This window comes from Hansschlegelia quercus (genome assembly GCF_004310425.1).
GTDB classification, from domain to species: Bacteria; Pseudomonadota; Alphaproteobacteria; order Rhizobiales; family Methylopilaceae; genus Methylopila; species Methylopila quercus.
This window is the reverse complement of record NZ_SIUB01000001.1, coordinates 436,370-460,773: the sequence shown is the minus strand read 5'-3', so window position 1 is coordinate 460,773 and position 24,404 is coordinate 436,370. Positions and strand designations below refer to the sequence as shown.

Here is a 24,404-nt window from a genome sequence, read left to right as displayed (position 1 = left end):
GCGTCTTGTCAGATAACCGTTGCGCTCAGGCGGCGCGGACGGTCGAGAGGAACCGGTTGACCTCCGCGTTGAGGCTGCTCGACTGCCTCGAGAGTTCGGAGGCTGCGCCGAGCACCTGGGTGGCCGCGGCGCCGGTCTCGTCGGCGGCCCGCGAAACGCCCGTGATGTTCGACGTCACCTCGCCGGCGCCCATCGCGGCCTGAGAGACGTTGCGTACGATCTCGTCGGTCGCCGCGCCCTGCTGCTCAACAGCGGCCGAGATCTGCGACGCGACCGCGTTGATCTCCTTGATGCGGTCGGTGATGCCGCTGATCGCTCCGACCGCCTGATTGGTCGAGCCCTGGATCCGGGCGATCTGGCTCGAAATCTCCTCGGTTGCCTTGGCCGTCTGGCTCGCGAGGTCCTTCACCTCGGCCGCGACCACCGCGAAGCCCTTGCCGGCCTCTCCCGCGCGCGCCGCCTCGATGGTGGCGTTGAGCGCGAGCAGATTGGTCTGGCCGGCGATGGTCGAGATCATCGCGACGACGTCGCCGATCTTGGTGGCTGCGTCCGCGAGGTCCTGCACCACTGCGGCCGTGTTGTCAGCCTGGGAGACGGCGCTCGTGGCGAGGCTGGCGGAGCCGGAGACCTGACGGCGGATCTCGGAGACCGAGGAGCCGAGCTCTTCAGCCGCGGCCGCGACGGTTTGGACGTTGGCGGCCGCTTCTTCGGCAGCTGCGGCGACGGTGGTGGACTGCGCCGCGGTCTCTTGGGCGGTGGCCGACATCGAGCGAGCGGTCGCCTCGAGTTCGGTGGAGGCGGAGGTTACGATCGAGATGATCCCGGAGACGGCCTGCTCGAAGCCGTCGGCCATGTCGCGCATGCCTTTCTTGCGCTGTTCTTCGGCCGCGAGGCGGGCGAGGGCAGTCTCCTCCTCGAGTTGGCGCATGCGCACGAGACCGTTTTTGAAGATTTCCACATTGTCGGCGATGAGGCCGATCTCCGTCCGAGCCCCCTGATGGGGAACCTCCGCCGAAAGATCGCCCGACGCCAGTCGCCTCATCGGGTCGACGATCGAGGCGATGTCCTTGTTCACGCCGCGGATGATGAGGACGGCGATCGCAATGGCGCAAAGGCCGGCTGCCGCGGAGAGCGCGATAAGCGTGTTCTTCAGCGTTCCGGACGTCCGCTCGCTTTCGGCGAAGGCCGCGTCGGCGGCATCGTCATTGAGCTTGACCAAAGCCTCCGCCGCCACCGCCGCCGCTTTGATGTGCGGACGGATCGTCGAGGTGTTCAGCTCGAGAGCTTCGTCCTTGCGACCGGAACGGGAGGCGGAAAGGACGGCCGGAACGGCAGCCTTGTAGGCCGTCCATTCCTTGACGAGCGAGTCGTATAGCTCCTGCTCGCCGGGAAGGCTGATGACGCCGCTATAGGCGGCGAGCGTCGTCTCGACCTTTTCGGTTTTCTCGGAGAGAGACTTTTCTTCGGCCGCCATATGCGCCGGCTCGACATAGAGCAGGTGATTGACGACGCTGACGCGCACGTCGATCACATCCCCCCTCAAGACGGAGGCGTAGCGCACGCTCGGCAGAGTGTCGTCGCCGAAGACGCGAAGGGATTCCGAGAGCATGGACGCGCCGTAATAGCCGCCGGCGCCCACGCCAAGAAGGGCGATGAGGAGTATCGTGAAACCCGCGATCAGCTTCTTGCCGATCGAAACGTCGAACCTGCGCATCAGTCGGCCTGTCGTTAATCCATATGCTTAACGACAGTCGACTTCTGACGATAAAAATCCCTTAACAGCGAAGCGCTTGGATCAGCTTTTGAAACCGCCCTTCACGACGGCGATGCGCAGCATGTTGGTCGCGCCGGGCGTGCGCAGCGGAACGCCGGCGGAGATGATGACCCGGTCGTCGTCCATCGCGAAGCCGGCGTCGTGCGCGAAGGCGCAGGCGCGGTCGACCATGTCGTCGAGGTCGTGCGCGTCCGGCGCGAGGATCGAATGCACCCCCCAAACCAGCGTCAGCCGCCGGCTGGTGTCGAGATTGGGCGTTAGCGCGATCACCGGCGTCTTCGGCCGCTCGCGGGCGGCCCGACGGGCGGTCGTGCCGCCGGAGGTCCAGCAGATGATGGCGGCGAGGTCGACGGTGTCCGCCACCTGGCGGGCCGCGGCCGAAATCGCGTCCGCGGGGGTCGATTCCGGCTCCGCGCGCTGGGCGTCGAGGATCGAGCGGTAGTACGGATCGCTCTCCACGTTACGTGCGATCGAATCCATCATGGCGACAGCCTCGGTCGGAAAGGCGCCGGCGGCGCTTTCGGCCGAAAGCATGATCGCGTCCGCGCCCTCGAACACGGCGGTTGCGACGTCTGAGGTCTCGGCGCGCGTCGGCGTCGGCTGGGTGATCATCGATTCGAGCATCTGAGTCGCGATGATCACCGGTTTGCCGGCGCGGCGGCAGGCGCGCGTCATCTGCTTCTGCAGGCCCGGCACCTTCTCAATCGGCATTTCCACGCCGAGGTCGCCGCGGGCGACCATCAGCGCGTCGGACAGCCGGATGATCTCCGCGAGATGGGTGATCGCCTGCGGCTTCTCGACCTTCACCATCACTGCGGCGCGGCCCTGGATGATGTCCGTGGCCTCGGTGATGTCCTCGGGGCGCTGCACGAAGGACAGCGCGATCCACTCGCAGCCGGTCTCCAGCGCAGCCCGGAGGTCGGCGTGATCCTTCGGCGTCATCGCGGAGGTCGCGATCGTGGTGTCCGGCAGGCTGACGCCCTTGCGGTCCGACATGCGCCCGCCGACCACGACTTCGGTCACCGTCTCGGTGGGCGTCGATGAGCGCGCCACGAGCTTCACCTTGCCGTCGTCGAGCAGCAGATGATGCCCAGGCTCCAGCGCCTCGAGGATCTCGGGATGGGGCAGGTGGATGCGCGTCTTGTCGCCCGGCGTCGGGTCGGAATCGAGCGTAAAGGTTTGGCCCTTCTCGAGCGTCACCGCGCCGTCGGCGAAGCGGCCGAGGCGGAGCTTCGGTCCCTGCAGGTCGACTAGGATGCCGATCGGCCGGCCGACCTCCTGCTCGATCTGGCGGATCGAAGCCACAAGCTCGCGCATGCGATCGTGGCTGGTGTGGCTCATGTTGATGCGGAAGACGTCCGCGCCCGCGTCGAACAGACGCTTCATCATCTCCGGCGACGATGAGGACGGCCCGAGGGTCGCGACGATCTTCGCTCTGCGCAGACGCCTCATTGGGTTTTCGCTCCCGCTTCGAGGCCCGCGTTCTTCGCGTCAGGCCCTGTTGTTGGGGCGACCGAGGCCGGCTTCGCCGTCGGCTCGGTGAGCTGGACGGTCCAGCTCTTCTGTTCGCCCGTATCGATTTCAAAGAAGCCCGAACGCTCGAACCCGCGGGCCAGGCAATCCTCGATCCCCTTGATCGTGAATTCCTTATCGCGGGTGCACATGTAGGCCTTGCCGTTCCATTCGCCGCCGCGGTCGTAGTCGATTGCGTAGACGTAGTAGAATCGCGACGAAAGCGGCCCGCGCAGAAGCGTCTCGCACGAATTGGCGCCGACGTTCCACCAGCCTTCAGTCGACCACGTCTCGGACTCCTTGTAGCCGAGCGATATGCCGACGCGGCTGTCCGTCTTGTTGCACAGGCGGAAGTCGGCGAAGGCCGGGGCGGGCGCAGCGAGCGCCAGGGCCAGGCCGACGCCCAACCCTGCGAAGCCGCTGGAGTGAAGCGCCATTCGAATCATCCGTCGCGCGGAAGAGCTCGGCTGAGCGAAGCCGCTTTTGCGGTCACCCGTCCGCGCTGTCAACGAGCAGGATCCTGATATCATTGACGTTCGTGCATGTCGGGCCGGTGAGAAGGACGTCCCCGGTCTCCTCGAAGAAGCCGGTCGAGTCGTTGTTCGTCAGGAACACGGCGGCTTCGAGGCCTTTGGCGCGCGCGCGCTCTGTTGTCCCGGGATCGACCACGGCGCCGGCAGGATCGGACGGCGAGCCGCCGCCGCCGTCCGCGCCGTCGGTGTCGCCCGCGAGCGCCGCCCAGCCGGGGAAGCCTTCGAGGTCGCGAACCAGCGCGAGCGCATATTCCTGGTTCGGACCGCCGCGGCCGCCTTCGCCGGTAATGGTGACGGTGAGCTCGCCGCCCGAGATCAGCGCGACCGGCTTCTTGAGCGGGCCGAGCCCGCGGGCGAGGGCTGCGTGTTCGCCGGCGACCTCGCGGGCCTCGCCCTCGAGATCTTCGCCGACGATCCGGACGTCCACGCCCGCTTCTTCGAGCGTCGCGATCGCGGCATTGAGCGCGTCGAGCGGGCGGGAGACCACCAGGAAGCTGGTGTTCTCGAAGGCGGGATCGCCGGGCTTCGGGCTTTCGTTCGCGGGATCGGCGAGCGCCGCTGCGATGGAGGCCTGCGGCTGCACCTTGTAGCGCTCGAGCGCCGCGCGCGCGTCGGCGAGCGTCGTCGGGTCCGGCACGGTCGGGCCGGAGGCGATGACCGACGGGTCGTCGCGCGGCACGTCGGAGATCGCGAGCGTGACCACGGGCGCGGGATGGGCCGCGCGGGCGAGGCGGCCGCCCTTGATCTTGGACAGATGCTTGCGCACCGAATTGATCGCGTCGATCGGCGCGCCGGAGCGCAGCAGCGCCTTGGTGGTCGCCTGTTTCGCCGCGAGGTCGACGCCGTCGGCCGGCGCGACCCAGTTTGCCGAGCCGCCGCCGGTGATCAGCGCAAGCACGAGATCGTCGGGTCCGGCCTGTTCGGCGAGCGCGATGCTGTCGGCGGCGCCTTGCAGACCGGCCGCATCCGGCACGGGATGGCCGGCCTCGACGACCTTCACCCACTCCGTCGGGCGCGAATGGCCATGACGGGTGACGGCGAGCCCCGTCAGGCGGTCTGGCCCGAGGCCATACTTCTCGCGGTAAAACTTTTCGGCGACCTCGGCGCAGGCCCCGGCGCCCTTGCCGGCGGCGAGCACGATGACCCGGCCCTTGGGCGGCGCCGGAAGATGCGGCGGGATGCAGATCGCGGGATGGGCCGCGGCGACGCCCGCGTCGAACGCGCGGCGGAGCAGCGTGCGGCGTTCGTCAGGCGTCATTGCGCGGGCTCCGGGATGGCAGGGATCTGGGCGGCCGGGCCGCTCGGGCAGGGGAAGGAGAAGACGGCCCTTCCTATGGCATGAGAGGGCCCCCGTCACTATTGTGCGGAAGACCATGACCTGCGACCCGTTTTCGCTCCCCCCGGCCGTTGACGGTCCGCCCTTCGAAACGGTGGAGGGGACCGGCCGTCTTGTCCTGCTCTGCGACCACGCGTCCAACCGCGTGCCGGCGGAGCTTGGCGACCTGGGTCTGAAGCCTTCGGAATTCGAGCGCCACATCGCCTATGACATCGGCATGCGCGGCGTTACGCTGTCTCTCGCCAAGCGCCTCGGCGCGCCGGCTGCGCTGTCGCGCTTCTCCCGGCTCGTCATCGACCCCAATCGCGGGCCGGACGATCCGACTTTGCTGATGCGGCTGTCGGACGGCGCGATCGTGCCCGGCAACGCCCGCGTCGACGCCGCCGAGATCGCGCGGCGTAAGGCGGCGTTCCACACGCCCTACCATCAGGCGATCTCGGCGATGCTCGACAGTATCGTCGACGCCGGCGAGACGCCGCTCATCGTGTCGATGCACAGCTTCACGCCCGCCTGGAAGGGGTATCCGCGCCCCTGGCATGTCGGGCTGCTCTGGGACCGCGACGATCGCGTGGCGAAGCCGCTGATCGCTGCTCTGCGCGCGGACGGCGACCTCGTGGTCGGGGACAATGAGCCCTATGACGGCGCGCTGGTCGGCGACACCGCTCATACCCACGGCACCAGCCGCGGCTTTCCGCACGTTCTGGTCGAGATCCGGCAGGATCTGGTGGCGGACGAAGCAGGGCAGGAGGCCTGGGCCGAGCGTTTCGCCCGGCTGCTGCCGCCGCTGCTCGCGCTGCCCGAGACCACGCACATCGTCCATTATGGCTCGCGCGCAGAGATCAGGAGATCCTGACATGACAGACATTCCAGGCGCCGACGACGCCACGCGCGACGCGCTGGAGGCTCAGGTCTTCCGCAGGCTCGTGCAGCATCTGCGCGATCGGCCGGAGGTGCAGAACATCGACCTCATGAACCTGGCCTCCTTCTGCCGGAACTGTCTGTCGAACTGGCTGAAGGACGCCGCCGACGAGCGAGGCCTGCCGCTCACCAAGGATCAGTCGCGCGAGGTCGTCTACGGCATGCCTTACGAGGACTGGAAGGCGTTGCACCAGAACGAGGCGACGCCGGAACAGCAGTCGGCTTTCGCGACCGGGCTCGCTTCGCGCGGGCACGGCGAAGTCTGAAGCGCCGCGAACCGGGGATAACGGGAACAGCGGCCGCGCGCGCCTTGACGCGCAAGCGGCGTTCTGCGACCCCGACCGCCGAACTTGAGACACGCTCGACGAGACGGTCAGGACCTTAAGATGAACGCACGCGCCAACCCCAACGCAGACGTGGCCTCCTCCGGCGTCGCCGCGGAAGAGCTCAAGCAGTTCGTCGAGCGCATCGAGCGCCTCGAGGAGGAGAAGGCCGGGCTGATGGGCGACATCAAGGAGGTCATGGCCGAGCTCAAAGGCCGCGGCTTCGACACCAAGGCCGTCCGCTCGATCATCCGCCTGCGCAAGAAGGACAAGGAAGAGCGTCAGGAGGAAGAGGCGATCCTCGAGCTCTACATGCAGGCGCTCGGGATGGCGTGATCGGAGAGCGGCTCCCGAAAGGGCGCCGCGTCGGCAATCCGGGGCTTGTTTCGGAAACCGTTACCGCTCGCGGTGAAGACTTCGCGCCATCGTCGCCGCGAGCATTGAGGCGTCGGCGGCGCTCTATGGATTCCGGGACAAGTCCGGGACGACCCGCGAGTTCCCTCACCCGAACCGTTTAAAGAAAAAACCCCGGAGCGGCCGCTCCGGGGTTTTTCGTTTTTGTCTCTGACTGCAGCCGCTCAGCCGTGCGAGGAGCCGCCGGCGTAGGAGGTCGGCATGAAGGACTGCGTGCGCAGCAGCATGACCGACGAGCCGGAGAACCGGTCGCTGCGGGCGCCGTGGCTGGGATCGGCGCCGAAGCCGCCGACGAGCGCGGCGTGCGGAGCGGAGAACAGCGACGCGACATGCACCTGATCCGGATGGATCATGACGTTCTGCTTGGTCGCAGGCACCGGTGTGGCGGCCGCGCGCAGCGCCGCGCCGTCCATGCGAGCGGTGACCATGCCTTCCGGCGCCGAGAGCGTCGCGCGCTTCCGCTGCGGCGCGACGACCGCGGCGTAGACGGCGGCGGGCGTCGCATAGGGCGACAGGACGCGGACGCTGGGGTCCTGCGGGGCGGTCGCGGTGACGCGGGTCTGCGGCGCGACGGCGGCGCGGGTCGCCGCGGCCCCGATCTGCAGTTCCTGCGGAGAGGCGTAGGCCAGCTTCATGTCGTCCGCAGCCGGCTTCTTCGAGAAAGCGTCGGGCAGGCGCGGGAAGCTCGCGGCCTCGGCCTGATAGGCGGTTGCGATCTGCGGGTCGATCTGGCGCTTCGGCGCGGCGCCTTCGGCCGAAGAGGAGGAGGCGGGCGTCGGGAGCGCGGCGAGAACCGCGACCGCGGTGTCGGCGGTCGGGCGCGGACGCGGCGTCGGCACGGCGGAGGCGAGCGCGAGACCGGCGGAGGCCTGAGCCTGACCAGCAGGCTGGGCGCCGGTCTGCCAGACCATGTCCGAACCGGCCGCAGGTTCAGCTGAAGCGACGTTATAGGCGGGAGCCGGCGTCGGCACGGGCGCCGAAGCGATCGGAGTCGGCGCGACGGGCGGAAGCGGTATGTTCGCCGAAGCGAGCTGTACGGAGGCTTCCGCAGGACGCGAAGGCGCGACCGGCGGCAGCGGGATCGAGGCGGTCGCGACCACCTCCTGAGCGGGCGCGGTCGGAACTGCGCGGCCCATGTCGGACGGACGCGCCGACGGCATCGGCACGCGGATGGTGGCGACCTTGACGGCGGCCGGAGCGGACGTAGCCGCGACCGGCGCGGCGGCGCCGCCCTCGTCGTCGTCGCTCGAAGCCGGAACCGGCGCGCGGTTCGCGACAGCCGTAGCGGGCGCCGAGGTCTCGGCATCATCGCCCTCGTCAGCGCCGCCGAACAGACGGGCGAAGAAGCCCTTGCCGCTGGAGCCGCCAGAATAGGCGTCGGCGACAGACACTGAGCCGCGCGACTTCAGCTCGGCCATGGCGACCTGATAGCCGGGCAGCGGCTTGCCGTCCGCCGGGACGTGAACGGTCTTGCCGTCCGGGAAGAGCTTCACGAGCTGGGTGCGGGTCATCCGCGGCCAGGCGCGAACATTGCCGGCGTCGAGATGCACGAATGGACGGCCGGAGGTCGGATAGAAGCCGACGCCGCCGCGCTGCAGCCGCATGCCGGCTTCGCGCACCGCGGAGACCGGCACGCCGGTGATGTAGAAGTCCATCGCGCGGCCGAGCATGTGCTGACTGAACTTCGCGACGCCCTGGGAATGCGAACGGAGATAGGCGTTCGTCTCGGGCGAGCGATAGGACGAGACGATGTTGATCATCGCGCCGTGGCCCACCTGCCGGTGGACTTCCCAGACGATGTCAAACAGCCGCGGCTCCATCCGCGTCTGCTTGTTGTTGCGCCAGTCGCGCAGGAAATAGCTGAGCTGCTTCAGGCCCTCGGCGTCGTAACGGCCGTTGCGCTTGAAGGTGATCGTCGTCGTGTCGCCACGGTGCGTGTGGTAGAGCGTCAGGCTACGGGTGTCGCCGTTGGCCTGAGCGTTCTCGGTGGCCTCCGAGCCCACGAACAAAGCGAGGGCTCCGAGGAGGACGACGCCGGCGCGGCGCGAGAAGAAGCGCTGGGCGGGACGTCGAGAAAAGCGGGTTACGAGCAAGGATCCGTCCTGACGCTAAGAAGACCACAGTCCCCGCCGCCGCGCTAATGCGGCAGCCCGACGATTGATCAACAAAGTCTCAGCGAGAGTGGTTAACGGACGGTTTCCGTCGCCGTCGAAACAACCCCCGGTCCCCCCGAGCCGTGTCTTGGTAGCCGCACTCCATAAAAAACGCCAGCGCGAAATCAGCTAAGCGAGGCAAAAAGGCGATAGCGTTCTTTTTGTCGCCGCAATTGAATTTCGGCGCCCTAGTACCTCGAGTCGCCGAACAGGCGGGCGAGCCAGGCTCCAGGGCCGTCCCGCCGGGGTGCCTGTGGAGCCGGAGCGGCGGACGCGGTCTGGGCTTCCGTCGGCGCGGGCTTCGGCTTCGCTCGGACGATCTGCGGCAGCGATTCGACCTTGATCGGAGGCAGGGGCTCGCCCCGTAGCGCGGCGCTCACACGCTCGTCGAGACCATAGATGTCCTTGCGAGTCTCGAGCCGCCCGTCGTCGCCAACCTTGGCCGTGAAGTAGGTGAGATAGACCGGGATCGCCGTCCCGAGCCCGAGGCCGCGCTCCTTGCCGCCGATCATCTTCTGCAGCTTGTCGCCGTTGTAGCCCTGGTCGCCCGACAGCGCGTCCGCGAACTCGAGCGGCTTGTCCACGCGCACGCAGCCATGACTCATCGCCCGGTCGGACTTCGCGAACAGGCTGCGCGAAGAGGTATCGTGCAGATAGACGGCGTGGCTGTTGGGGAAGAGGAATTTGATGTGGCCGAGCGCGTTCCGCTCGCCGGGCGCCTGGCGAATGCGCATCTTGCCCGCGCGCACCGCTTCCCAATCCACCGATTCGACCACGCGGCCGCGGCTGTCCACGACCTCGTAGCCACGCAGGGACCCCTGGGCGAGTTCCTTGATCGCGATCGAAACCGGCACGTTCCAGTAGGGGTTTACGACGATCTGGTTGATCGCGCTCGACAGCAGCGGCGTCTGGTTGGTCGCCTTCCCGATGATCACGCGCGTGTCGTAGATCGAGCGGCCGTCCTGGAAGATGTGAAGCTCGAAGGCCGGCAAGTCGACGAAGACGTGCTTGGCGCCGAGCTCGCGCGGCATCCAGCGCCAGCGCTCCATATTGGCCTCGATCAGCGCCGTCTCGTCCTTCGGCTTCGTCGCGAAATTCAATGCCTTCAGCGTCTGGCGGTTGACGATGCCGGAGGCGCCGAGCTTCTGCGCCTTCTGGAAGTCGGTGACGGCGTCGGCGAGGGCGCTGTCGTAATAATAGTCGTTCTCCGCGCCCGAGAGGCCGAAGCGTTTGCGCAGCGCGGGCACGCGCGGGTCGTCGTCGCCCGGCGTCAGGAGCTTGCCGCCGGGGATCGTCGGGTGGACCGTGACGTCGGCGCGGGAGGCGCGCGCCTCGACGAGCAGCTTGCGGAGAGCCTGGAACTGCGGGTGCTGCGGATTGAAGCCGTCGAGCACCGCCGCGACGTCGGTCGCGCCGTCGAGCGAGCCGAGCGCCGCCGCGGCGTCGAACGCGTCCGGGCGCGAGGAGATCGAGGGGCTCACCGATCCCGGCGTAAGGCGGCCGCCCCATGCTTCGCGGGCATAGGCCAGAGCGGCGGCGGACAGCTCGACGTCGGCGCGGGCCGTCGCGACCGCGTCTTCGGACGATGCAGGCTGGTCGGGCAGGCGGTAACGGCCGGCGTCAAGGCCGTCGTCGCCGGCTGCGGCGATGCGGGTCTTGGCGGCGTCGGCCTTGGGCGTGAAGCGCCCGTCCTCAATCCAGACGGGGCGGCCTTCGCGGCCGGCATAGAAGGCGAGCAGCACCGCGCGGTCGGGAGCGGGCGCCTTGAGGCGACCGGCGCCCGTCTCGGCGAGGAGATCAGCCATCGAGGCGCCAACGGGCCCCGCAGCGCGGAGCGTATCGAGCGGCGGCATGGCGGGAACGGCGGAGGCGGAGCCCTCCGGCGCAGGCGTTTCCGCAGGCGCCGCGGTAGGCTGGGCTTCCTCAGGCTTTGGAGCAGCGTCGATGGCGCCTGTCGGCTGGGAGGCGGCGTCGACGCCAATGTCGTGAGGCGCCGACTCGGGAGCCGGCACGGCGCCCTCCGAATCGGACGTGGCGCGCGCCGCCGAAGCGGATGCTGCGAGCGCAAGGCCGATCACGAGGACGGAAGCTTGCCTGCGGAGGCGGGCGGCGAGACCAGGGAGAGCGGAATTCATCATGGCCATCACCTCATAGGCGCCCGACGATGCCGTCAGGCTCTGTTCGATACAACACTTCGAGCGACACGATCCGGTTACGCGACCTGTTGGCCGCCACCCGTGTCCCCCACGCCACATTCGTCTTCGAGGCCGAGCTCTTTCAACTTGCGGTAGAGCGTCGACCGACCAATCCCGAGCTGGCGGGCGACCTCGGTCATCTGCCCGTTCAGGTGCCGGATGGCGTGGCGGATGATCTCCGCCTCGATGGTTTCGATCGGCCGCAGCCGCCCGTCGGCGGAAAACAGCGGCGCCGCCGGCGCGTCGAGCAGGCCGAGGCGGGACACAGGCTCGCTCGCGAAAGAGCGCTCGGTCTCCTCGTCCTCTATCGACTCGCCGAGCAGCGCCGTGATCTGCGGCAGGTCGCCCGGCTTCACCTCGATGTCCTCAGCGAGCACCACGGCCCGGAAGATCGCGTTTTCAAGCTGGCGGACGTTGCCCGGCCAATCGTAGCGTTCGAGCAACGCGAGCGCCGCGGGAGAAATGCTTGTGACGGTGCGGCTCTCCTCGGCGGCGAACCGCGCAAGGAAGCGTCGGGCGAGGTCGCGAACGTCCTCGCGCCGCGTCCTGAGCGGCGGGACGATGATCGGGAACACGCTCAGCCGGTAATAGAGGTCCTCGCGGAACGCGCCTTCGGCGACGCGCGCCTGGAGGTTGCGGTTGGTCGCCGAGATCACCCGGATGTCGACCTTCACCGGCCGCTTGGCGCCGATCGGATCAACCTCGCCTTCCTGCACCGCGCGCAGCAGCTTTACTTGCGTCTCCGGCGGAAGCTCGCCGATCTCGTCCAGAAACAGGGTGCCGCCGTCGGCCTCGACGAACTTGCCGATCTGCCGCTCGGTGGCGCCGGTGAAGGCGCCGCGCTCATGGCCGAACAGGATGGACTCGACGAGGTTCTGGGGGATCGCGCCGCAATTGACGGCGACGAAGGGCTTGCCGCCGCGCTCCCCAGAACCCGCGATCGCGCGGGCAAACAGCTCCTTGCCAACCCCGGATTCACCCTCGATTAAAACTGGGATATTCGAGGCCGCGGCACGCTCGCCGAGCTTTACGGCCTGAGCCATGACAGGCGACCGCGTCGGCAGGTCGCGGAAGGTGAGGGCGCCCGCGGCGCGTTTCGCGATGCGGCGAATCTCGCCTTGCAGCGCCTCGGTGCGCATCGCGTTGCGAATCGAAACCTGCAGCCGTTCGGGGCCGACCGGCTTCACCACGAAATCGGCGGCGCCCGCCCGCATCGCGTTGACGACCGCTTCGATCGAACCGTTCGCGGTCTGCACGATGACGGGAGTGGAAAGGCCGAGCTCGCGCATCCGCTCCAGCACGCCGAGCCCGTCGAGGCCCGGCATGGTGAGGTCGAGGAAGACGAGGTCCCAGGCTGCGTCGGGCGCGCTCAGCGCATCGATCGCGCCCAGCCCATCCTCCGCGGTGCGGACCTCGTAACCGAACCGGCGCAGCTGGGCCTCGAGCAGGCGGCGCTGCACTGGATCGTCGTCGACGATGAGGATCACGGCGCTCATCGCTCTCTTTCGGCTGCGCGCGGAGTGAGGCCATCACCATGGCGCGTTACGGTAAATGACGATTTAAGGTCCGGCGAAATCCACAGGCGGTTGAACGCCGCGTCTCGGCCGCCCGAACGTTGAACCTGTCCAAAGGCTTGGGCTAGCGTACCGGCTCCCTATGTGGGCTTCATGTCCGTCAACGCCGAAAGAGCAGTGTTCCCCGTGTCACAATCAGCCGCCCTCGGAACTCTTCCCGAATGGAACCTCACCCACCTCTATTCGGGCGTCGACGCGCCGGAGGTGCAGGCTGATCTCGCCAAGGCCGACGCCGACGCCCGAGCTTTCGAAGAGCGTTACAAGGGCCGTCTCGGAGATCTCGCGGTCTCGGGCCAGCTGATTTCGGCGATCAAGGATTTCGAGGCGTTCGACGACCTCACCGGCCGCATCGCGTCCTACGCCAGCCTGATCAACGCGCAGAACACGATCGATCCGGCCGGCTCCAAGTTCTACGGCGACGTCCGCGAGAAGCTGAACGACGTCTGGTCGCATCTGCTGTTCTTCAGTCTCGAGCTCAACCGTCTCGACGATGCCGTGATCGAGACCGCGATGGCGGATCCGGCGCTCAATCATTACCGGCCCTTCCTCGAAGACGTCCGCAAGGAGCGTCCGCACCAGCTCGAGGATCGCGTCGAGCAGCTGTTCCACGACAAGTCCGTCACCGGCGCCAGCGCCTGGAACCGGCTCTACGACGAGACGCTGGCGACGCTGCGCTTCGACGTCGACGGCGAGAAGCTCGCGCTTGAACCCACGCTCAACATGCTCTCCGACCCCGAGACGGCGGTGCGCGAGAAGGGGGCGCACGCGCTTGCGAAGACGTTCAAGGAGAATGTCCGCACCTTTGCGCTCGTCACCAACGTGCTCGCCAAGGACAAGGAGATCTCTGACCGCTGGCGGCATTTCGAGGACGTGGCCGATGCGCGCCATCTCTCGAACCGCGTCGAGCGCGAGGTGGTGGACGCGCTGGTCTCCGCCGTCCACGCCGCCTATCCCCGGCTGTCGCACCGCTATTACAAGCTCAAGGCGAAGTGGTTCGGGGTGGAGGCCCTGAACTTCTGGGACCGCAACGCCCCGCTGCCGACCGCGCCGACGCGCATCATCCCGTGGGACGAGGCGCGCGAGACCGTGCTCGGCGCCTATGGCGGCTTCGCGCCGGAGATGGCCGACATTGCGCGCCGCTTCTTCGACGAGCGCTGGATCGACGCGCCGTCGCGGCCCGGAAAGGCGCCCGGCGCCTTCGCGCATCCGACGGTGCCGTCCGCCCACCCTTACGTGCTGCTGAACTATCTCGGCCGGCCGCGGGACGTGATGACGCTCGCCCACGAGCTCGGCCATGGCGTCCACCAGGTGCTCGCCGCGCCGAACGGCGCGCTGATGGCGCCGACGCCGCTGACGCTCGCAGAGACCGCGTCGGTGTTCGGCGAGATGCTGACCTTCCGCGCGCTGCTGAAGCAGACCGCCGAGCCCGCGCAGCGCAAGGCGATGCTGGCCTCAAAGGTCGAGGACATGCTGAACACGGTGGTCCGCCAGATCGCCTTCTACACCTTCGAGCGCCGCGTCCACGAGGAGCGCCGTAAGGGCGAGTTGACCTCGGACAGGATCAACGAGATCTGGCTCGGCGTGCAGGGCGACAGCCTCGGGCCGGCGATTACGCTGAACGACGGCTACGAGGTCTTCTGGACCTACATCCCGCACTTCATCCACTCGCCGTTCTACGTCTACGCCTATGCGTTCGGCGACTGCCTCGTGAACTCGCTCTATGCGGTCTACGAAGGCGCCGCCGACGGTTTCGCCGAGCGCTACTTCAAGCTGCTCTCGGCGGGTGGCACGAAACATCACTCCGAAGTGCTCGCCCCCTTCGGCCTCGACGCCTCCGATCCGGCCTTCTGGCAGACCGGGCTTGGGTTGATCGAGCGCATGATCGCCGAACTCGAAACACTGGACTGAGGGGGATAGGGCGTGATCCCGGATGGCCGTCTGGCCGATCCGGGATCGTCCTCCGCGAATGGCGCTTCATCTTGCGTGGGATCCCGGCGGCCAGGATGACGGCTGCTAGCTGGACGCCTGAGCACGATTTTTGGGTTGTGGAAACTCTTTCGTAACCTCTTGACCGTGGCCCTTCCGCAATTCGGCCTGATTCGTTATCGTATGGTTAGTTCCATCCGAGTGCGAGAAGGCCTTGCGTATGTCGATGTTCCCTTGGGCTGGCGGAGCTGTCGCCATAGCGGCTCTTGCGGCCACCCCCGTCTTTGCTGAGGCGCCCTCGCCGGAAGTGGCGCAAGCCGCGGTGGCGTTGGTCTCCGACGGCGTCGCGCCGCGCGCTGAGTCCGATCCCGCCTGTCCGAAAGTCCTGCTCGCGCCGGACGGCGACGTCTTCCCGAAGCGTGACGACGACTACAAGGCGACAGTCGAGGCGCTGGCGCGCGACTGCGCCAATCTCGGCGCCGAGACGATCCTCAAGGTCGCGGTGGTCGGAGAGGGCGCGCGCGACAGCAAGGATGGGCCGAGCTGGTTCGCCGCTCCCTTGCGCGTCTCCGTAAAGGACGGCGAGGGGCACGCCGTCGAAACCCGCAAGATACGCGTGCGGGTCGAGATGCCGACTGGCGTGCAGAAGGTCTCGTTCAACCATCTCGAAGAGAACGTCTCGCTGCCGCCGGCGCCCGAGGGCGGCTATCGCGATTGGACGGTGACGGTCGGATTCGACCCCGCCGCATCCGAGGCTGCGAGCAGGCCCGCTCTCAAGCCTGTGATCGCCAAGCCCGCCAAGGCGGCGCGCGCCGCAGCCGTCAAGCGCGCGACGATCGTCGCGCATGCGCCGGCGCATGTCGCGCCGCTGCCGCCCTCGGCGGGCGCGCCCGGCCTGCTGTCCAAGCCGCAGAGCGTCGACATGCGCTCGCAGTTCCAGAAGCTGGCGGACGTCAACAGAGAGCGTCGCACGAGCGCTCGTGACGCGGCTCAGGTCCCAGAGCGCCAGCGGCGGCTTCAGGAGCCGGCGAAGGCTCGCGCCCCGCAGGCGCAGGCGAGAAACCCGTCTCAGATGAGCGCCCAAGCTTTGGCCGCACAGCAGGGAGCGGTCACGGTGCAGACGCGGATTCCCCCGGCCCCGCAGCCTCAGATCCGCACCGCGTCGAGCGCCCCGCGCTAAGCTGCGACCGCGCGACGGACGCGGCCCTTGTCTTCGGGACGAGGGCCGACGCACGATCGCGCGTCATGAGCCAAGTCCCGATTCGTATCCTCGGCGTCGACCCCGGCCTTCGCCGCACGGGGTGGGGCGTGATCGACGTCCAGGGCTCGCGCCTCTCCTTCGTTGCGGCGGGCGTCATCGCGCCTGACGAGACGGATACGCTCGCCGACAGGCTGGCGAGCCTCCACCGCGGGCTGCTCGGCGTCATCGCCGCCCATGCGCCCCATGAGGCTGCGGTGGAAGAAACCTTCGTCAACGCCAATCCCTCCTCGACGCTGAAGCTCGGCCAGGCGCGCGGCGTCGCCATGCTGACGCCCGCTCTCGCGGGGCTGAAGGTCGCCGAATACGCCGCGAACCTCGTGAAGAAGACGGTGGTGGGCGCGGGCCACGCCGAGAAGCGACAGATCCAGGCAATGATCGCCGTACTGCTGCCGAAGGCGTCCGTGAAAGGCGCGGACGCGGCGGACGCGCTCGCGATCGCCATCTGCCACGCCCAGCACCGCGGCGCCGCCGCGAGGCTCGCGGCCGTGAAGGCGTTGGCATGATCGGCAAGCTCACCGGGATCGTCGACTCCGTTGGGGTCGACTGGGTCATCCTGGACGTCGGCGGCGTCGGCTATGTCGTCAGTTGCTCGTCGCGCACGCTCTCGCGCCTGCCGAAGGCCGGCGAGACGGCGCGGCTCTCGATCGAGACGCATGTCCGCGAGGACCGTATCCAGCTGTTCGGTTTCGTGGCGGATCTCGAACGCGAGTGGTTCCGCCTGCTGAACACCGTGCAGGGCGTCGGGACCAAGGTCGCGCTCGGCGTGCTCTCGACGCTGGAAGCCGCCGATCTCGCGACGGCCATCGCGCTCCAGGACAAGGCGGCGATCGCCCGCGCGCCCGGCGTCGGCCCCAAGGTCGCGGCGCGCATCGCGGCCGAACTGAAGGACAAGGCGCCGCTGTTCGCCGACGTCGATCCCGGCCTCGCAAGGGTGGCGGGCGAGGCGGCGGAGACCCGAGGACCCGCGACGCCCATCCGCGACGCGGTCTCCGCGCTGGTCAATCTCGGCTATGGCGCGCCGCAGGCGAGCGGGGCCGTGGCGGCGGCGAAACGAGCGCTCGGTGACGACGCCACCACCGAGACGCTGATCCGGGCCGGGCTGAAGGAACTGGCGAAGTAGCGCTCTGATCCGTCCCCACGCTGACACGCGACGAGGGATGAGGAGCGGGCCCCGCTACGTTCCCCCATCGGCCTTGATGCCGTATCACCTCACCATGGTTTTCCACCGAACGGCCCGATGACTGCTCAAAGCCCCGTGCGCGATCCCGAAGCCCGCGAGGACGACGCCCTCGAAGCGTCGATCCGGCCCCAGACGCTCGCCGACTTCACTGGCCAGCGGCAGGCGCGCGAAAACCTTTCGGTGTTCATCCAGGCCGCGAAGGCGCGCGGCGAGGCGCTGGACCATGTGCTGTTCGCGGGACCTCCGGGTCTCGGCAAGACCACGCTCGCGCAAATCGTGGCGCGCGAACTCGGCGTCGGGTTTCGCGCGACGTCCGGCCCGGTCATCGCAAAGGCCGGCGACCTCGCGGCGTTGCTGACGAACCTCGAGGAGCGCGACGTGCTCTTCATCGACGAGATTCACCGGCTGAACCCGGCGGTCGAAGAGATCCTCTATCCCGCCATGGAGGATTTTCAGCTCGACCTCATCATCGGCGAGGGACCGGCGGCGCGCTCCGTTCGGATCGACCTGTCGAAATTCACGCTGGTGGGAGCCACGACGCGCGCGGGTCTGCTGACGACGCCGCTGCGCGACCGGTTCGGCATCCCAATCCGGCTGAACTTCTACGAGGTCGACGAACTTGAGCTGATCGTGGCGCGCGGCGCGCGGGTGCTCGGCTTCCGCCTGTCCCGCGATGGGGCCCGCGAGATCGCCCGCCGCGCGCGGGGAACGCCGCGCATCGCTGGACGGCTGCTCCGGCGCGTCCGCGACTTCGCTTCGGTCTCCGGCGACGCCGAGGTCGGTCGGGAGGCCGCGGACCGGGCGCTCACTCTGCTCGACGTCGACGACCTCGGACTTGACGCGATGGACCGGCGCTATCTCGCTGCGATCGCAATGAATTATGGCGGCGGTCCGGTCGGCGTGGAGACCATGGCGGCGGCGCTTTCCGAGCCGCGGGACGCGATCGAGGAGATCATCGAACCCTATCTGCTGCAGCAAGGCTTTCTCCAGCGCACGCCACGCGGACGGCTGCTGACCGCGCGGGCCTACCAGCATCTCGGCATCGCCGCGCCGCAGGCGATCGCAGCCGGTCAGCCGACGCTGTTCGACGAGGACTGAGGCTTGTCTGAAGACGGGATCGAACCATTCGGCGGTCGTCTCGTCGGCTCGCGGCACGTCATGACGGTGCGGGTCTATTACGAGGACACCGATTTCTCAGGCGTCGCCTATCACGGCGCCTATGTCCGTTATCTCGATCGTGGCCGCACCGAAATCCTGCGCGCGATCGCCTTCGACCATCAGGACCTGTTCACGAGCCGCGGCGAAGGCTTCGTCGTGCGCCGGATGACGCTCGACTATGTGCGTCCCGCGCGGATGGACGACGTGCTGACGGTCACGACGGAGCCGGAGGACGTGAAGGGCGCGTCGCTCGTGCTTAGGCAGGGCGTCCTGCGGGGCGAGGAGACGCTGCTGACGGGCGCCGTGCAATGCGTCTACGTCCGCAATGGCCGCCCAGTGCGCATGCCCGACATGATGCGTCGGCGGATGATGGGAGAGTAGGGCTTCATCCCTCACCACGCCAAGCGCGAGGGATAAGTCGCCCTCTTAGCTCGACTTCTTCGCCCGAGAGACCATCGTGCGAAAGCCGCGCGAGGTCGGGTCGAGCACGGCCATGAAGACGGTCGAGTTGCAGAGGCTCTTCTTCCGCACGATCGCGATCACGATGCCCCAGAGTCCTGCGGAGGAGACCACCGGCCCGCCGGAATCGCCGCGGCAGATCATGCCGCCGGCGACGCCCAAAGCGACCGCCGTCGGTCCATCCGTCACCACCTCCGACGCCACGCGCGCGACCCGGAGCTGGCCTGCCGAGCCTTCGTCGGCCGGCCGGCGCAAGCCGGCGCCTGCAAGCACGGAGGCGACCTTCGACGCGGCGACAGGGTCGTCCGCAAGCGCGATCGGCTTACGGTCCGCCGGCGCCGGGGAAGCGAGCTTCAGGACGGCGAGGTCGGCGCCCAGCAGTTCCGGCTTCGGATCATCGGCCGAAGCGCGGCCGGCGTAATCCGGATGCATCGCGCCTGACGCGACCTGGATCGCGCCCACGACGCGGTTCGAGCGGTCGAAGAACTGCGCGACGACGAGGCTTGGGCCCCCGAGGTCCGACAGGCAGTGGCCGGCCGTCAGGATGAGGTCGCGATCGATCAGCACGCCCGTGCAATTGCCGACTTGCGCGCGGTTCTTGCCGGAGGGCGTGAGGCTCGTGATGAACACCGTCGCGCGCGTCAGCCGGTCGCCCGTTCGGGCGGGTGAACCGCCGGACAGCGCGAAGACGGGGCTGATCATGAGCGCGCAGGCGCAGGCGACGATCGCGAAACGCAACAAGGTCGATCGCATCCGGCAGATCCGAATCGTAAGGGAAACTGGCCGCCGGTAAGCGCGGCCGATGCGCCAGCATGGCACGGTCCCTCAGCGTCGTTCGATCACTAATTGGCCTTCGACGGTCGCGGACGCTGCGCTGTGTCAAAGCGGCGACATCGGCTCAGCGCCCGACCCCGGCCTGCATCCGCGCGACCGCGATCCCGTCGTCGACCGGTGCGATGACGATCCGGGAGCCACATCCCTTGCTCGGTTTCAGAACCGCGACCACGAGGCCCCACACTACGCCGTTCGCTGATACCGGCGAGCCGGAGACGCCGGTGCAGACGCGCTTCGCGGCGGTCGCGAAGGCGACGCGTTCGCCGGGGCCGGTGGCGAAGCGAATGGAGGTCAGAGGAGTCTCCATCAGCTTGCCTTGGCGATCGACGCCGGCCATCGACGCGCCCGTCATCGGATCCGCGACGATGCCTGCGGCGAGCGTGCGGGGAGGGTGCTCCATCAGCGGCTGCTCCAGCCGAAGCAAAGCGAGATCGGCCGCGATCTCGCCGCGGCGGGTCTCCGGGTCGCCGGGAAGAGCGCGCCAGCCTTTCACGTGACCGGGGCCCTGCACATAAGCCGCCACACGCCGCGGCGGAGGCAGAGCGTCGACGCCGCGATAGGGAAAGACCGCGAGCTGCGCGACGCTCACGATCCGGTCGACGCAATGGCCGGCGGTGAGCACCAGATCGGGCGCGATCAGCGCGCCGCTGCACTGGGCGATCTCCGCTTTGCCGTCCGGCAGCGGGGTGATCGCGAGCGCCGCGACCGCGGCTCCGTCATCTGCGCGGGCCGGCGAAGTCGCGACCAAGGCGAGTAAAAGCAATGCGAAACGCATGACTGGAGGCTTTCGACAGGAGCCGCGGCGGGAAAGGGACAGGAAGCGAAAAGCCCTTCGGTAACTCCGCATTAACCTTGACGGTTCATGAACGGAACGAGCCCCTGCGGGATCGGGTCGCAGTTTCAACACATTGAAGCGCCAAAGGCGCGGTCGCTTCGAGCATGGGGGATCGTTCAGGCGCGGGCGACGGTCAGACCGTCGCGCGTGGTTTGTGCGTGGCCTCGCGCCGCGAGCTTGAGACTGGAGACGGACCGACGATGCCAACGCCCGACATGTCGCTGTTCGGCCTGTTCCTCCAGGCCCACTTCGTCGTGAAGTTCGTGATGCTGGGGCTGCTCGCGTCCTCCGTGTGGTGCTGGGCGATCGTCGTCGACAAGCAGCTGCTGTTCTCGCGGACCAAGCGCAACATGGACCGCTTCGAGAAGATATTCTGGTCGGGGCAGAGCCTCGAGGAGCTTTACCGCAACCTGTCCAACCGCCCAAACACCTCGATGGCCGCGTTATTCGTGGCCGCGATGCGCGAGTGGAAGCGCTCCTACGAGAGCGGCGGGCGCTCGGTCGCAGGCCTCCAGCAGCGCATCGACAAGGTGCTCGACGTCACGATCTCCCGGGAGATCGAGCGACTGGAATCGAAGCTTCTGGTGCTCGCGACGGTGGGCTCGGCCGGCCCCTTCATCGGCCTGTTCGGCACGGTATGGGGCATCATGACCTCGTTCCAGTCGATCGCGGCGTCCAAAAACACCTCGCTCGCCGTGGTCGCGCCGGGCATCGCGGAGGCGCTGTTCGCCACCGCGATCGGCCTCGTCGCGGCCATCCCGGCGGTCATTTTCTACAACAAGTTCTCCAACCAGGTGACGCGCCAGGCGAGCCGGATGGAGGGCTTCGCCGACGAGTTCTCAGCCATCCTGTCGCGCCAGATCGACGAGCGGGCCTGATCCCATGGGCATGAGCGGAAGCGGAGGCTCATCGAGCGCGCACGGCGCCCGCCGCCGGCGGCGCGCTGGACACGTGATGTCCGAGATCAACGTGACGCCGATGGTGGACGTCATGCTGGTGCTGCTCATCATCTTCATGGTCGCGGCGCCGATGCTGACCGTCGGCGTTCCAATCGAGATGCCGCAGACTTCGGCCAATCCGCTGAACGAAGAGAAGGAGCCGCTGACGATCACGGTCAATCAAACTGGCCAGGTGTTCCTGCAGGAGACGCCGATCGACGTCACCGAGCTCGCGCCGCGCCTCATTGCCATCACGAATTCCGGCTATGAGGAACGCATCTACGTCCGGGGCGACAAGAACGTGAACTTCGGCCAGGTAGCGAAGGTGATGGGCGCGCTGTCCGGCGCGGGATTCAAGCGCGTCGCGCTCGTCACCGAGCAGGAGCAGGGGAGCTGACGCCTTGAAGGTGCGTCCAGGCCTCGTCGTCTCCTCTGCGGCGCACGCCATCCTGCTGGGATGGGGCCTGATCAATCTGTCCTCCGCCAAGCCTTTCGACGTCGGCCCCACTGAGGCGCTGCCGATCGAGGTCCTGTCGCCCGAGCAGTTCGACGCCATGACCAAGGGGTCGAAGACGTCGAAGAAGGTCGACGCGCCCAAGGTCAAGGCGGAGAAGATCGCGCAGGCCGATCCCGAGCCCGCCGACGACGATACGCCCGTGGCGAAGGAGAACGTGAAGGCTCCGCCGCCTCCGCCCGCCTCCGCGCCCGAGCCGAAAAGCGCCGAGGCGCCTCCGAAGGTCGAGCCGAAGCCCGATCCGCAAGCCGCCAAGGCGGAAGCGGAAAAGGCCGCAAAAGCCGAGGCGGAAAAGGTCGCCGTCGCAAAGGCTGCGGCTGAGAAGGCCGCCGCCGACAAGGCCGCCAAGGCCGCGGCGGAGAAGGCTACACAGGAAAAGGCCGAGAAGCTCGCCCAGGCCGCAGAGGCGGAAAAGCTCGCCAAGGCGCAGGCCGAGAAGGACGCCAAGGAAAAAGCCGAAGCGGAAAAGGAAGCCAAGGCGGAGGCCGACAAGGCGGCGAAGGAGAAGGCGGACAAGCTCGCCAAAGCCGAGGCCGACAAGGCCGCTAAGGCCGAAGCGGAAAAGGCCGCAGCCGCAAAGGCCGCCAAGGAGAAGGCGGACGCCGAGAAGGCCGCCAAGGCCAAGGAGCACAAATTCGACGCGTCCAAGATCGCGAGCCTGCTCGGGAACAAGGCCTCCAAGAGCGACAGCGCTCTGAACGACGTGCGCGAGGCGAGCCGCAAGGAGACGTCCGCGCCCGATACCGCGCCGGAGACGACCGCCGGCACCGCCCGTGGAACGGCCTCGAAGCTCTCGCTTTCGCAGCGCACCGGCATCGACAACGCGGTGCGCGAGCAGGTGATGCAGTGCTGGAACCCGCCGGTGGGCGCCGCGAGCGACGGCAGCCTGGCGGTGCGCGTGCAGTTCACGCTCAACGCGGACGGCAGCCTTTCCGGCGGCCCGACCGTGACGAACTCGTCCTCGAACCCGGCGTTCCGCGCGGCGGCGGGCGCGGCGACCCGCGCCGTGCAGCGTTGCGCGCCCTTGAAGCTGCCGCCGGAAGCCTATGACTACTGGCGACAGGTCAACATCAATTTCGACCCCAAGGACATGATGGGCGGATGAGGTCACCGTGTCTTTCGCTCCCCGCATGCGGCGAGCCGCTTTCTTCCCAATCGCGTTCCGTCGCCGACTCGTCTACGCGTTCCTCTCGCGCCGCACCCGGAAGAGCCTGATGATTCTTCACCCTCTCCGCCTTCTCCGCGCCGCGGCGCTCGCCTGCTTCGCGCTGGCGGGCATCGCCGCGCCGGCGCACGCCCAGGTGTCGATCGACATCAACCAGGGCAACGTCCAGCCGCTGCCGATCGCGATTCCAGATTTCCTCGCAAACGGAAGCGACCCCCAGCTGGCGCGCGATATGGCGGGCGTGATCACGGCCGACCTCCAGCGCTCCGGCCTGTTCGCGCCGATCGACCAGCGCGCCTTCATCGAAAAGATCTCGAATTTCGACGCGTCGCCGCGCTTCGGCGACTGGCGCATCATCAACGCGCAGGCGCTGGTCACCGGTCAGATGGTCCGTCAGGGCGACGGGCGCATCCGCACCGAATTCCGGCTGTGGGACGTGTTCGGCGGCAGCCAGCTCGAGGGCCAGCAGTTCTTCACCGACAAGAACTGGCGGCGCGTGGCGCATCTGATCGCCGACATGATCTACGAGAAGCTGACCGGCGAGAAAGGCTATTTCGACACCCGCGTCGTTTATGTCGACGAGAGCGGGCCGAAGAACAAGCGCGTCAAGCGCCTCGCCATCATGGACCAGGACGGCTACGGCAGCCGGTTCATCACCTCCGGCTCCGAGCTCGTGCTGACCCCGCGCTTCAGCCCGACGAGCCAGGAGATCACCTACATGTCGTTCGGCAATGCGGACCCCAGGGTCTACCTGCTGAACATCGAGACCGGTCAGCGCGAGCAGGTCGGCAACTTCCCCGGCATGACCTTTGCGCCGCGGTTTTCCCCGGACGGCCAGAAGGTGGCGCTGAGCCTTGAGCAGAACGGTAATTCCGCGATCTACGTGATGGACCTCCGTTCGCGCGCCACCACCAAGCTCACCGACAGCGGGGCGATCGACACCTCGCCGTCTTATTCGCCTGACGGCCAGAAAATCGTGTTCGAGAGCGATCGCGGCGGCAATCAGCAGATCTACGTGATGCCGTCGAGCGGAGGCGGCGCGCAGCGCATTTCCTTCGGCGAGGGGCGCTATTCGACCCCTGTCTGGAGCCCGCGCGGCGACCTCATCGCCTTCACCAAGCAGTCCGGCGGCAAGTTCGCGATCGGCGTGATGCGGCCCGACGGCACGGGCGAGCGCATCCTGACCGAGGGCTTCCACAACGAGGGTCCGACCTGGGCGCCGAATGGCCGGGTGCTGATGTTCTTCCGCGACACCGGCGGCGGCCCAAAAATCTACTCGATCGACGTCACCGGCCGAAACGAGCAGCGCGTGCCGACGCCGGGCTTCGCCTCCGACCCGGCCTGGTCGCCGCTGCTGAACTGAGGCGGGGGCCAAGCGCAGCGTCCGTCTCCCGAACCTGAT

General features: G+C 68.0%; 22 protein-coding genes. 13 read left to right on the top strand and 9 right to left on the bottom strand.

Annotation, left to right across the window (positions count from 1 at the left end; genetic code table 11):
* Positions 1-25 precede the first annotated feature (25 nt).
* From EYR15_RS02190 to EYR15_RS02175, 4 genes are all read right to left on the bottom strand, one after another.
* Positions 26-1,714 carry a methyl-accepting chemotaxis protein gene (locus tag EYR15_RS02190; protein ID WP_131001232.1) on the bottom strand — a complete coding sequence of 563 codons (1,689 nt, stop codon included), beginning with the start codon at positions 1,712-1,714 and terminating at the stop codon, positions 26-28.
* A gap of 81 nt (positions 1,715-1,795) precedes the next feature.
* Positions 1,796-3,226: a pyruvate kinase gene (gene pyk, locus EYR15_RS02185; protein ID WP_131001231.1), complete on the bottom strand. Its 1,431-nt coding sequence runs from the start codon at positions 3,224-3,226 to the stop codon at positions 1,796-1,798.
* Positions 3,223-3,723, bottom strand: coding sequence for a DUF1036 domain-containing protein (locus EYR15_RS02180; RefSeq protein WP_245498101.1), 501 nt, complete (start codon positions 3,721-3,723; stop codon positions 3,223-3,225). Before EYR15_RS02180 ends, pyk begins: the two co-directional genes overlap by 4 nt.
* 52 nt (positions 3,724-3,775) lie before the next feature.
* The gene (locus tag EYR15_RS02175) at positions 3,776-5,077 is read right to left on the bottom strand and encodes a glycerate kinase type-2 family protein (protein WP_131001229.1); all 1,302 of its coding nucleotides are present in this window, start codon (positions 5,075-5,077) and stop codon (positions 3,776-3,778) included.
* A 115-nt stretch (positions 5,078-5,192) separates the two neighbouring features.
* Between EYR15_RS02175 and EYR15_RS02170 the strand changes: the two genes are divergently transcribed.
* From EYR15_RS02170 to EYR15_RS02160, 3 genes are all read left to right on the top strand, one after another.
* Positions 5,193-6,008: an N-formylglutamate amidohydrolase gene (locus EYR15_RS02170; protein WP_131001228.1), complete on the top strand. Its 816-nt coding sequence runs from the start codon at positions 5,193-5,195 to the stop codon at positions 6,006-6,008.
* Position 6,009: 1 nt separating this feature from the next.
* Complete coding sequence (locus EYR15_RS02165) at positions 6,010-6,339, top strand: DUF1244 domain-containing protein (RefSeq protein WP_131001227.1); 330 nt, start codon at positions 6,010-6,012, stop codon at positions 6,337-6,339.
* Between the two features lie 120 nt (positions 6,340-6,459).
* Positions 6,460-6,732 (top strand): DUF2312 domain-containing protein, encoded by a 273-nt coding sequence (locus EYR15_RS02160; protein WP_131001226.1) that lies wholly within the window; start codon positions 6,460-6,462, stop codon positions 6,730-6,732.
* 242 nt (positions 6,733-6,974) lie between these two features.
* On the opposite strand, the gene EYR15_RS02155 is transcribed toward EYR15_RS02160, so the two are convergent.
* The 3 genes from EYR15_RS02155 to EYR15_RS02145 form a co-directional block, all read right to left on the bottom strand.
* Complete coding sequence (locus tag EYR15_RS02155; protein ID WP_245498100.1) at positions 6,975-8,903, bottom strand: peptidoglycan L,D-endopeptidase MepK; 1,929 nt, start codon at positions 8,901-8,903, stop codon at positions 6,975-6,977.
* Positions 8,904-9,151: 248 nt separating this feature from the next.
* Entirely contained in the window at positions 9,152-11,098 is a 1,947-nt protein-coding gene (locus EYR15_RS02150; RefSeq protein ID WP_205741561.1) for a L,D-transpeptidase family protein, read from the bottom strand.
* 77 nt (positions 11,099-11,175) lie between these two features.
* Positions 11,176-12,654, bottom strand: a complete 1,479-nt coding sequence (locus tag EYR15_RS02145) for a sigma-54-dependent transcriptional regulator (RefSeq protein ID WP_131001224.1) — start codon at positions 12,652-12,654, stop codon at positions 11,176-11,178.
* 171 nt (positions 12,655-12,825) lie between these two features.
* Between EYR15_RS02145 and EYR15_RS02140 the strand changes: the two genes are divergently transcribed.
* The 6 genes from EYR15_RS02140 (at position 12,826) to ybgC (ending at position 18,638) form a co-directional block, all read left to right on the top strand.
* Positions 12,826-14,640, top strand: a complete 1,815-nt coding sequence (locus tag EYR15_RS02140) for a M3 family oligoendopeptidase (RefSeq protein ID WP_131001223.1) — start codon at positions 12,826-12,828, stop codon at positions 14,638-14,640.
* A gap of 238 nt (positions 14,641-14,878) precedes the next feature.
* The gene (locus EYR15_RS02135) at positions 14,879-15,838 is read left to right on the top strand and encodes a hypothetical protein (RefSeq protein WP_131001222.1); all 960 of its coding nucleotides are present in this window, start codon (positions 14,879-14,881) and stop codon (positions 15,836-15,838) included.
* Between the two features lie 65 nt (positions 15,839-15,903).
* Positions 15,904-16,422, top strand: coding sequence for a crossover junction endodeoxyribonuclease RuvC (gene ruvC / locus EYR15_RS02130; RefSeq protein ID WP_131001221.1), 519 nt, complete (start codon positions 15,904-15,906; stop codon positions 16,420-16,422).
* Positions 16,419-17,039, top strand: a complete 621-nt coding sequence (gene ruvA, locus EYR15_RS02125) for a Holliday junction branch migration protein RuvA (RefSeq protein WP_131001220.1) — start codon at positions 16,419-16,421, stop codon at positions 17,037-17,039. Before ruvC ends, ruvA begins: the two co-directional genes overlap by 4 nt.
* Before the next feature lie 117 nt (positions 17,040-17,156).
* On the top strand, positions 17,157-18,197 hold the full coding sequence (gene ruvB, locus EYR15_RS02120) for a Holliday junction branch migration DNA helicase RuvB (RefSeq protein ID WP_131001219.1): 1,041 nt from the start codon (positions 17,157-17,159) through the stop codon (positions 18,195-18,197).
* A gap of 3 nt (positions 18,198-18,200) precedes the next feature.
* Complete coding sequence (ybgC, locus tag EYR15_RS02115) at positions 18,201-18,638, top strand: tol-pal system-associated acyl-CoA thioesterase (protein WP_342635532.1); 438 nt, start codon at positions 18,201-18,203, stop codon at positions 18,636-18,638.
* A gap of 45 nt (positions 18,639-18,683) precedes the next feature.
* On the opposite strand, the gene EYR15_RS02110 is transcribed toward ybgC, so the two are convergent.
* Both EYR15_RS02110 and EYR15_RS02105 read right to left on the bottom strand, forming a co-directional pair.
* Entirely contained in the window at positions 18,684-19,469 is a 786-nt protein-coding gene (locus EYR15_RS02110; protein ID WP_131001218.1) for a S1 family peptidase, read from the bottom strand.
* A gap of 145 nt (positions 19,470-19,614) precedes the next feature.
* Positions 19,615-20,325 carry a trypsin-like serine protease gene (locus EYR15_RS02105; RefSeq protein ID WP_131001217.1) on the bottom strand — a complete coding sequence of 237 codons (711 nt, stop codon included), beginning with the start codon at positions 20,323-20,325 and terminating at the stop codon, positions 19,615-19,617.
* A gap of 260 nt (positions 20,326-20,585) precedes the next feature.
* On the opposite strand from EYR15_RS02105, the gene tolQ reads away from it, so the two are divergent.
* The 4 genes from tolQ to tolB all read left to right on the top strand — a co-directional run bounded on the left by tolQ (position 20,586) and on the right by tolB (position 24,365).
* Positions 20,586-21,263 (top strand): protein TolQ, encoded by a 678-nt coding sequence (gene tolQ, locus EYR15_RS02100; RefSeq protein WP_131001216.1) that lies wholly within the window; start codon positions 20,586-20,588, stop codon positions 21,261-21,263.
* Between the two features lie 4 nt (positions 21,264-21,267).
* Positions 21,268-21,720: a protein TolR gene (tolR, locus tag EYR15_RS02095; protein ID WP_131001215.1), complete on the top strand. Its 453-nt coding sequence runs from the start codon at positions 21,268-21,270 to the stop codon at positions 21,718-21,720.
* A gap of 10 nt (positions 21,721-21,730) precedes the next feature.
* Positions 21,731-22,942, top strand: a complete 1,212-nt coding sequence (gene tolA / locus EYR15_RS02090) for a cell envelope integrity protein TolA (RefSeq protein ID WP_131001590.1) — start codon at positions 21,731-21,733, stop codon at positions 22,940-22,942.
* Positions 22,943-23,051: 109 nt separating this feature from the next.
* On the top strand, positions 23,052-24,365 hold the full coding sequence (gene tolB, locus EYR15_RS02085; RefSeq protein WP_131001214.1) for a Tol-Pal system beta propeller repeat protein TolB: 1,314 nt from the start codon (positions 23,052-23,054) through the stop codon (positions 24,363-24,365).
* Positions 24,366-24,404: the final 39 nt, after the last annotated feature.

What these genes read in the sequence shown, in the direction of transcription:
- EYR15_RS02190 (WP_131001232.1), bottom strand. Translation starts at nt 1,714, where the DNA reads ATGCGCAGGTTCGACGTTTCGATCGGCAAGAAGCTGATCGCGGGTTTC.
- pyk (WP_131001231.1), bottom strand. Translation starts at nt 3,226, where the DNA reads ATGAGGCGTCTGCGCAGAGCGAAGATCGTCGCGACCCTCGGGCCGTCC.
- EYR15_RS02180 (WP_245498101.1), bottom strand. Translation starts at nt 3,723, where the DNA reads ATGGCGCTTCACTCCAGCGGCTTCGCAGGGTTGGGCGTCGGCCTGGCC.
- EYR15_RS02175 (WP_131001229.1), bottom strand. Translation starts at nt 5,077, where the DNA reads ATGACGCCTGACGAACGCCGCACGCTGCTCCGCCGCGCGTTCGACGCG.
- EYR15_RS02170 (WP_131001228.1), top strand. Translation starts at nt 5,193, where the DNA reads ATGACCTGCGACCCGTTTTCGCTCCCCCCGGCCGTTGACGGTCCGCCC.
- EYR15_RS02165 (WP_131001227.1), top strand. Translation starts at nt 6,010, where the DNA reads ATGACAGACATTCCAGGCGCCGACGACGCCACGCGCGACGCGCTGGAG.
- EYR15_RS02160 (WP_131001226.1), top strand. Translation starts at nt 6,460, where the DNA reads ATGAACGCACGCGCCAACCCCAACGCAGACGTGGCCTCCTCCGGCGTC.
- EYR15_RS02150 (WP_205741561.1), bottom strand. Translation starts at nt 11,098, where the DNA reads ATGAATTCCGCTCTCCCTGGTCTCGCCGCCCGCCTCCGCAGGCAAGCT.
- EYR15_RS02145 (WP_131001224.1), bottom strand. Translation starts at nt 12,654, where the DNA reads ATGAGCGCCGTGATCCTCATCGTCGACGACGATCCAGTGCAGCGCCGC.
- EYR15_RS02140 (WP_131001223.1), top strand. Translation starts at nt 12,826, where the DNA reads ATGTCCGTCAACGCCGAAAGAGCAGTGTTCCCCGTGTCACAATCAGCC.
- EYR15_RS02135 (WP_131001222.1), top strand. Translation starts at nt 14,879, where the DNA reads ATGTCGATGTTCCCTTGGGCTGGCGGAGCTGTCGCCATAGCGGCTCTT.
- ruvC (WP_131001221.1), top strand. Translation starts at nt 15,904, where the DNA reads ATGAGCCAAGTCCCGATTCGTATCCTCGGCGTCGACCCCGGCCTTCGC.
- ruvA (WP_131001220.1), top strand. Translation starts at nt 16,419, where the DNA reads ATGATCGGCAAGCTCACCGGGATCGTCGACTCCGTTGGGGTCGACTGG.
- ruvB (WP_131001219.1), top strand. Translation starts at nt 17,157, where the DNA reads ATGACTGCTCAAAGCCCCGTGCGCGATCCCGAAGCCCGCGAGGACGAC.
- EYR15_RS02110 (WP_131001218.1), bottom strand. Translation starts at nt 19,469, where the DNA reads ATGCGATCGACCTTGTTGCGTTTCGCGATCGTCGCCTGCGCCTGCGCG.
- EYR15_RS02105 (WP_131001217.1), bottom strand. Translation starts at nt 20,325, where the DNA reads ATGCGTTTCGCATTGCTTTTACTCGCCTTGGTCGCGACTTCGCCGGCC.
- tolQ (WP_131001216.1), top strand. Translation starts at nt 20,586, where the DNA reads ATGCCAACGCCCGACATGTCGCTGTTCGGCCTGTTCCTCCAGGCCCAC.
- tolR (WP_131001215.1), top strand. Translation starts at nt 21,268, where the DNA reads ATGGGCATGAGCGGAAGCGGAGGCTCATCGAGCGCGCACGGCGCCCGC.
- tolB (WP_131001214.1), top strand. Translation starts at nt 23,052, where the DNA reads ATGATTCTTCACCCTCTCCGCCTTCTCCGCGCCGCGGCGCTCGCCTGC.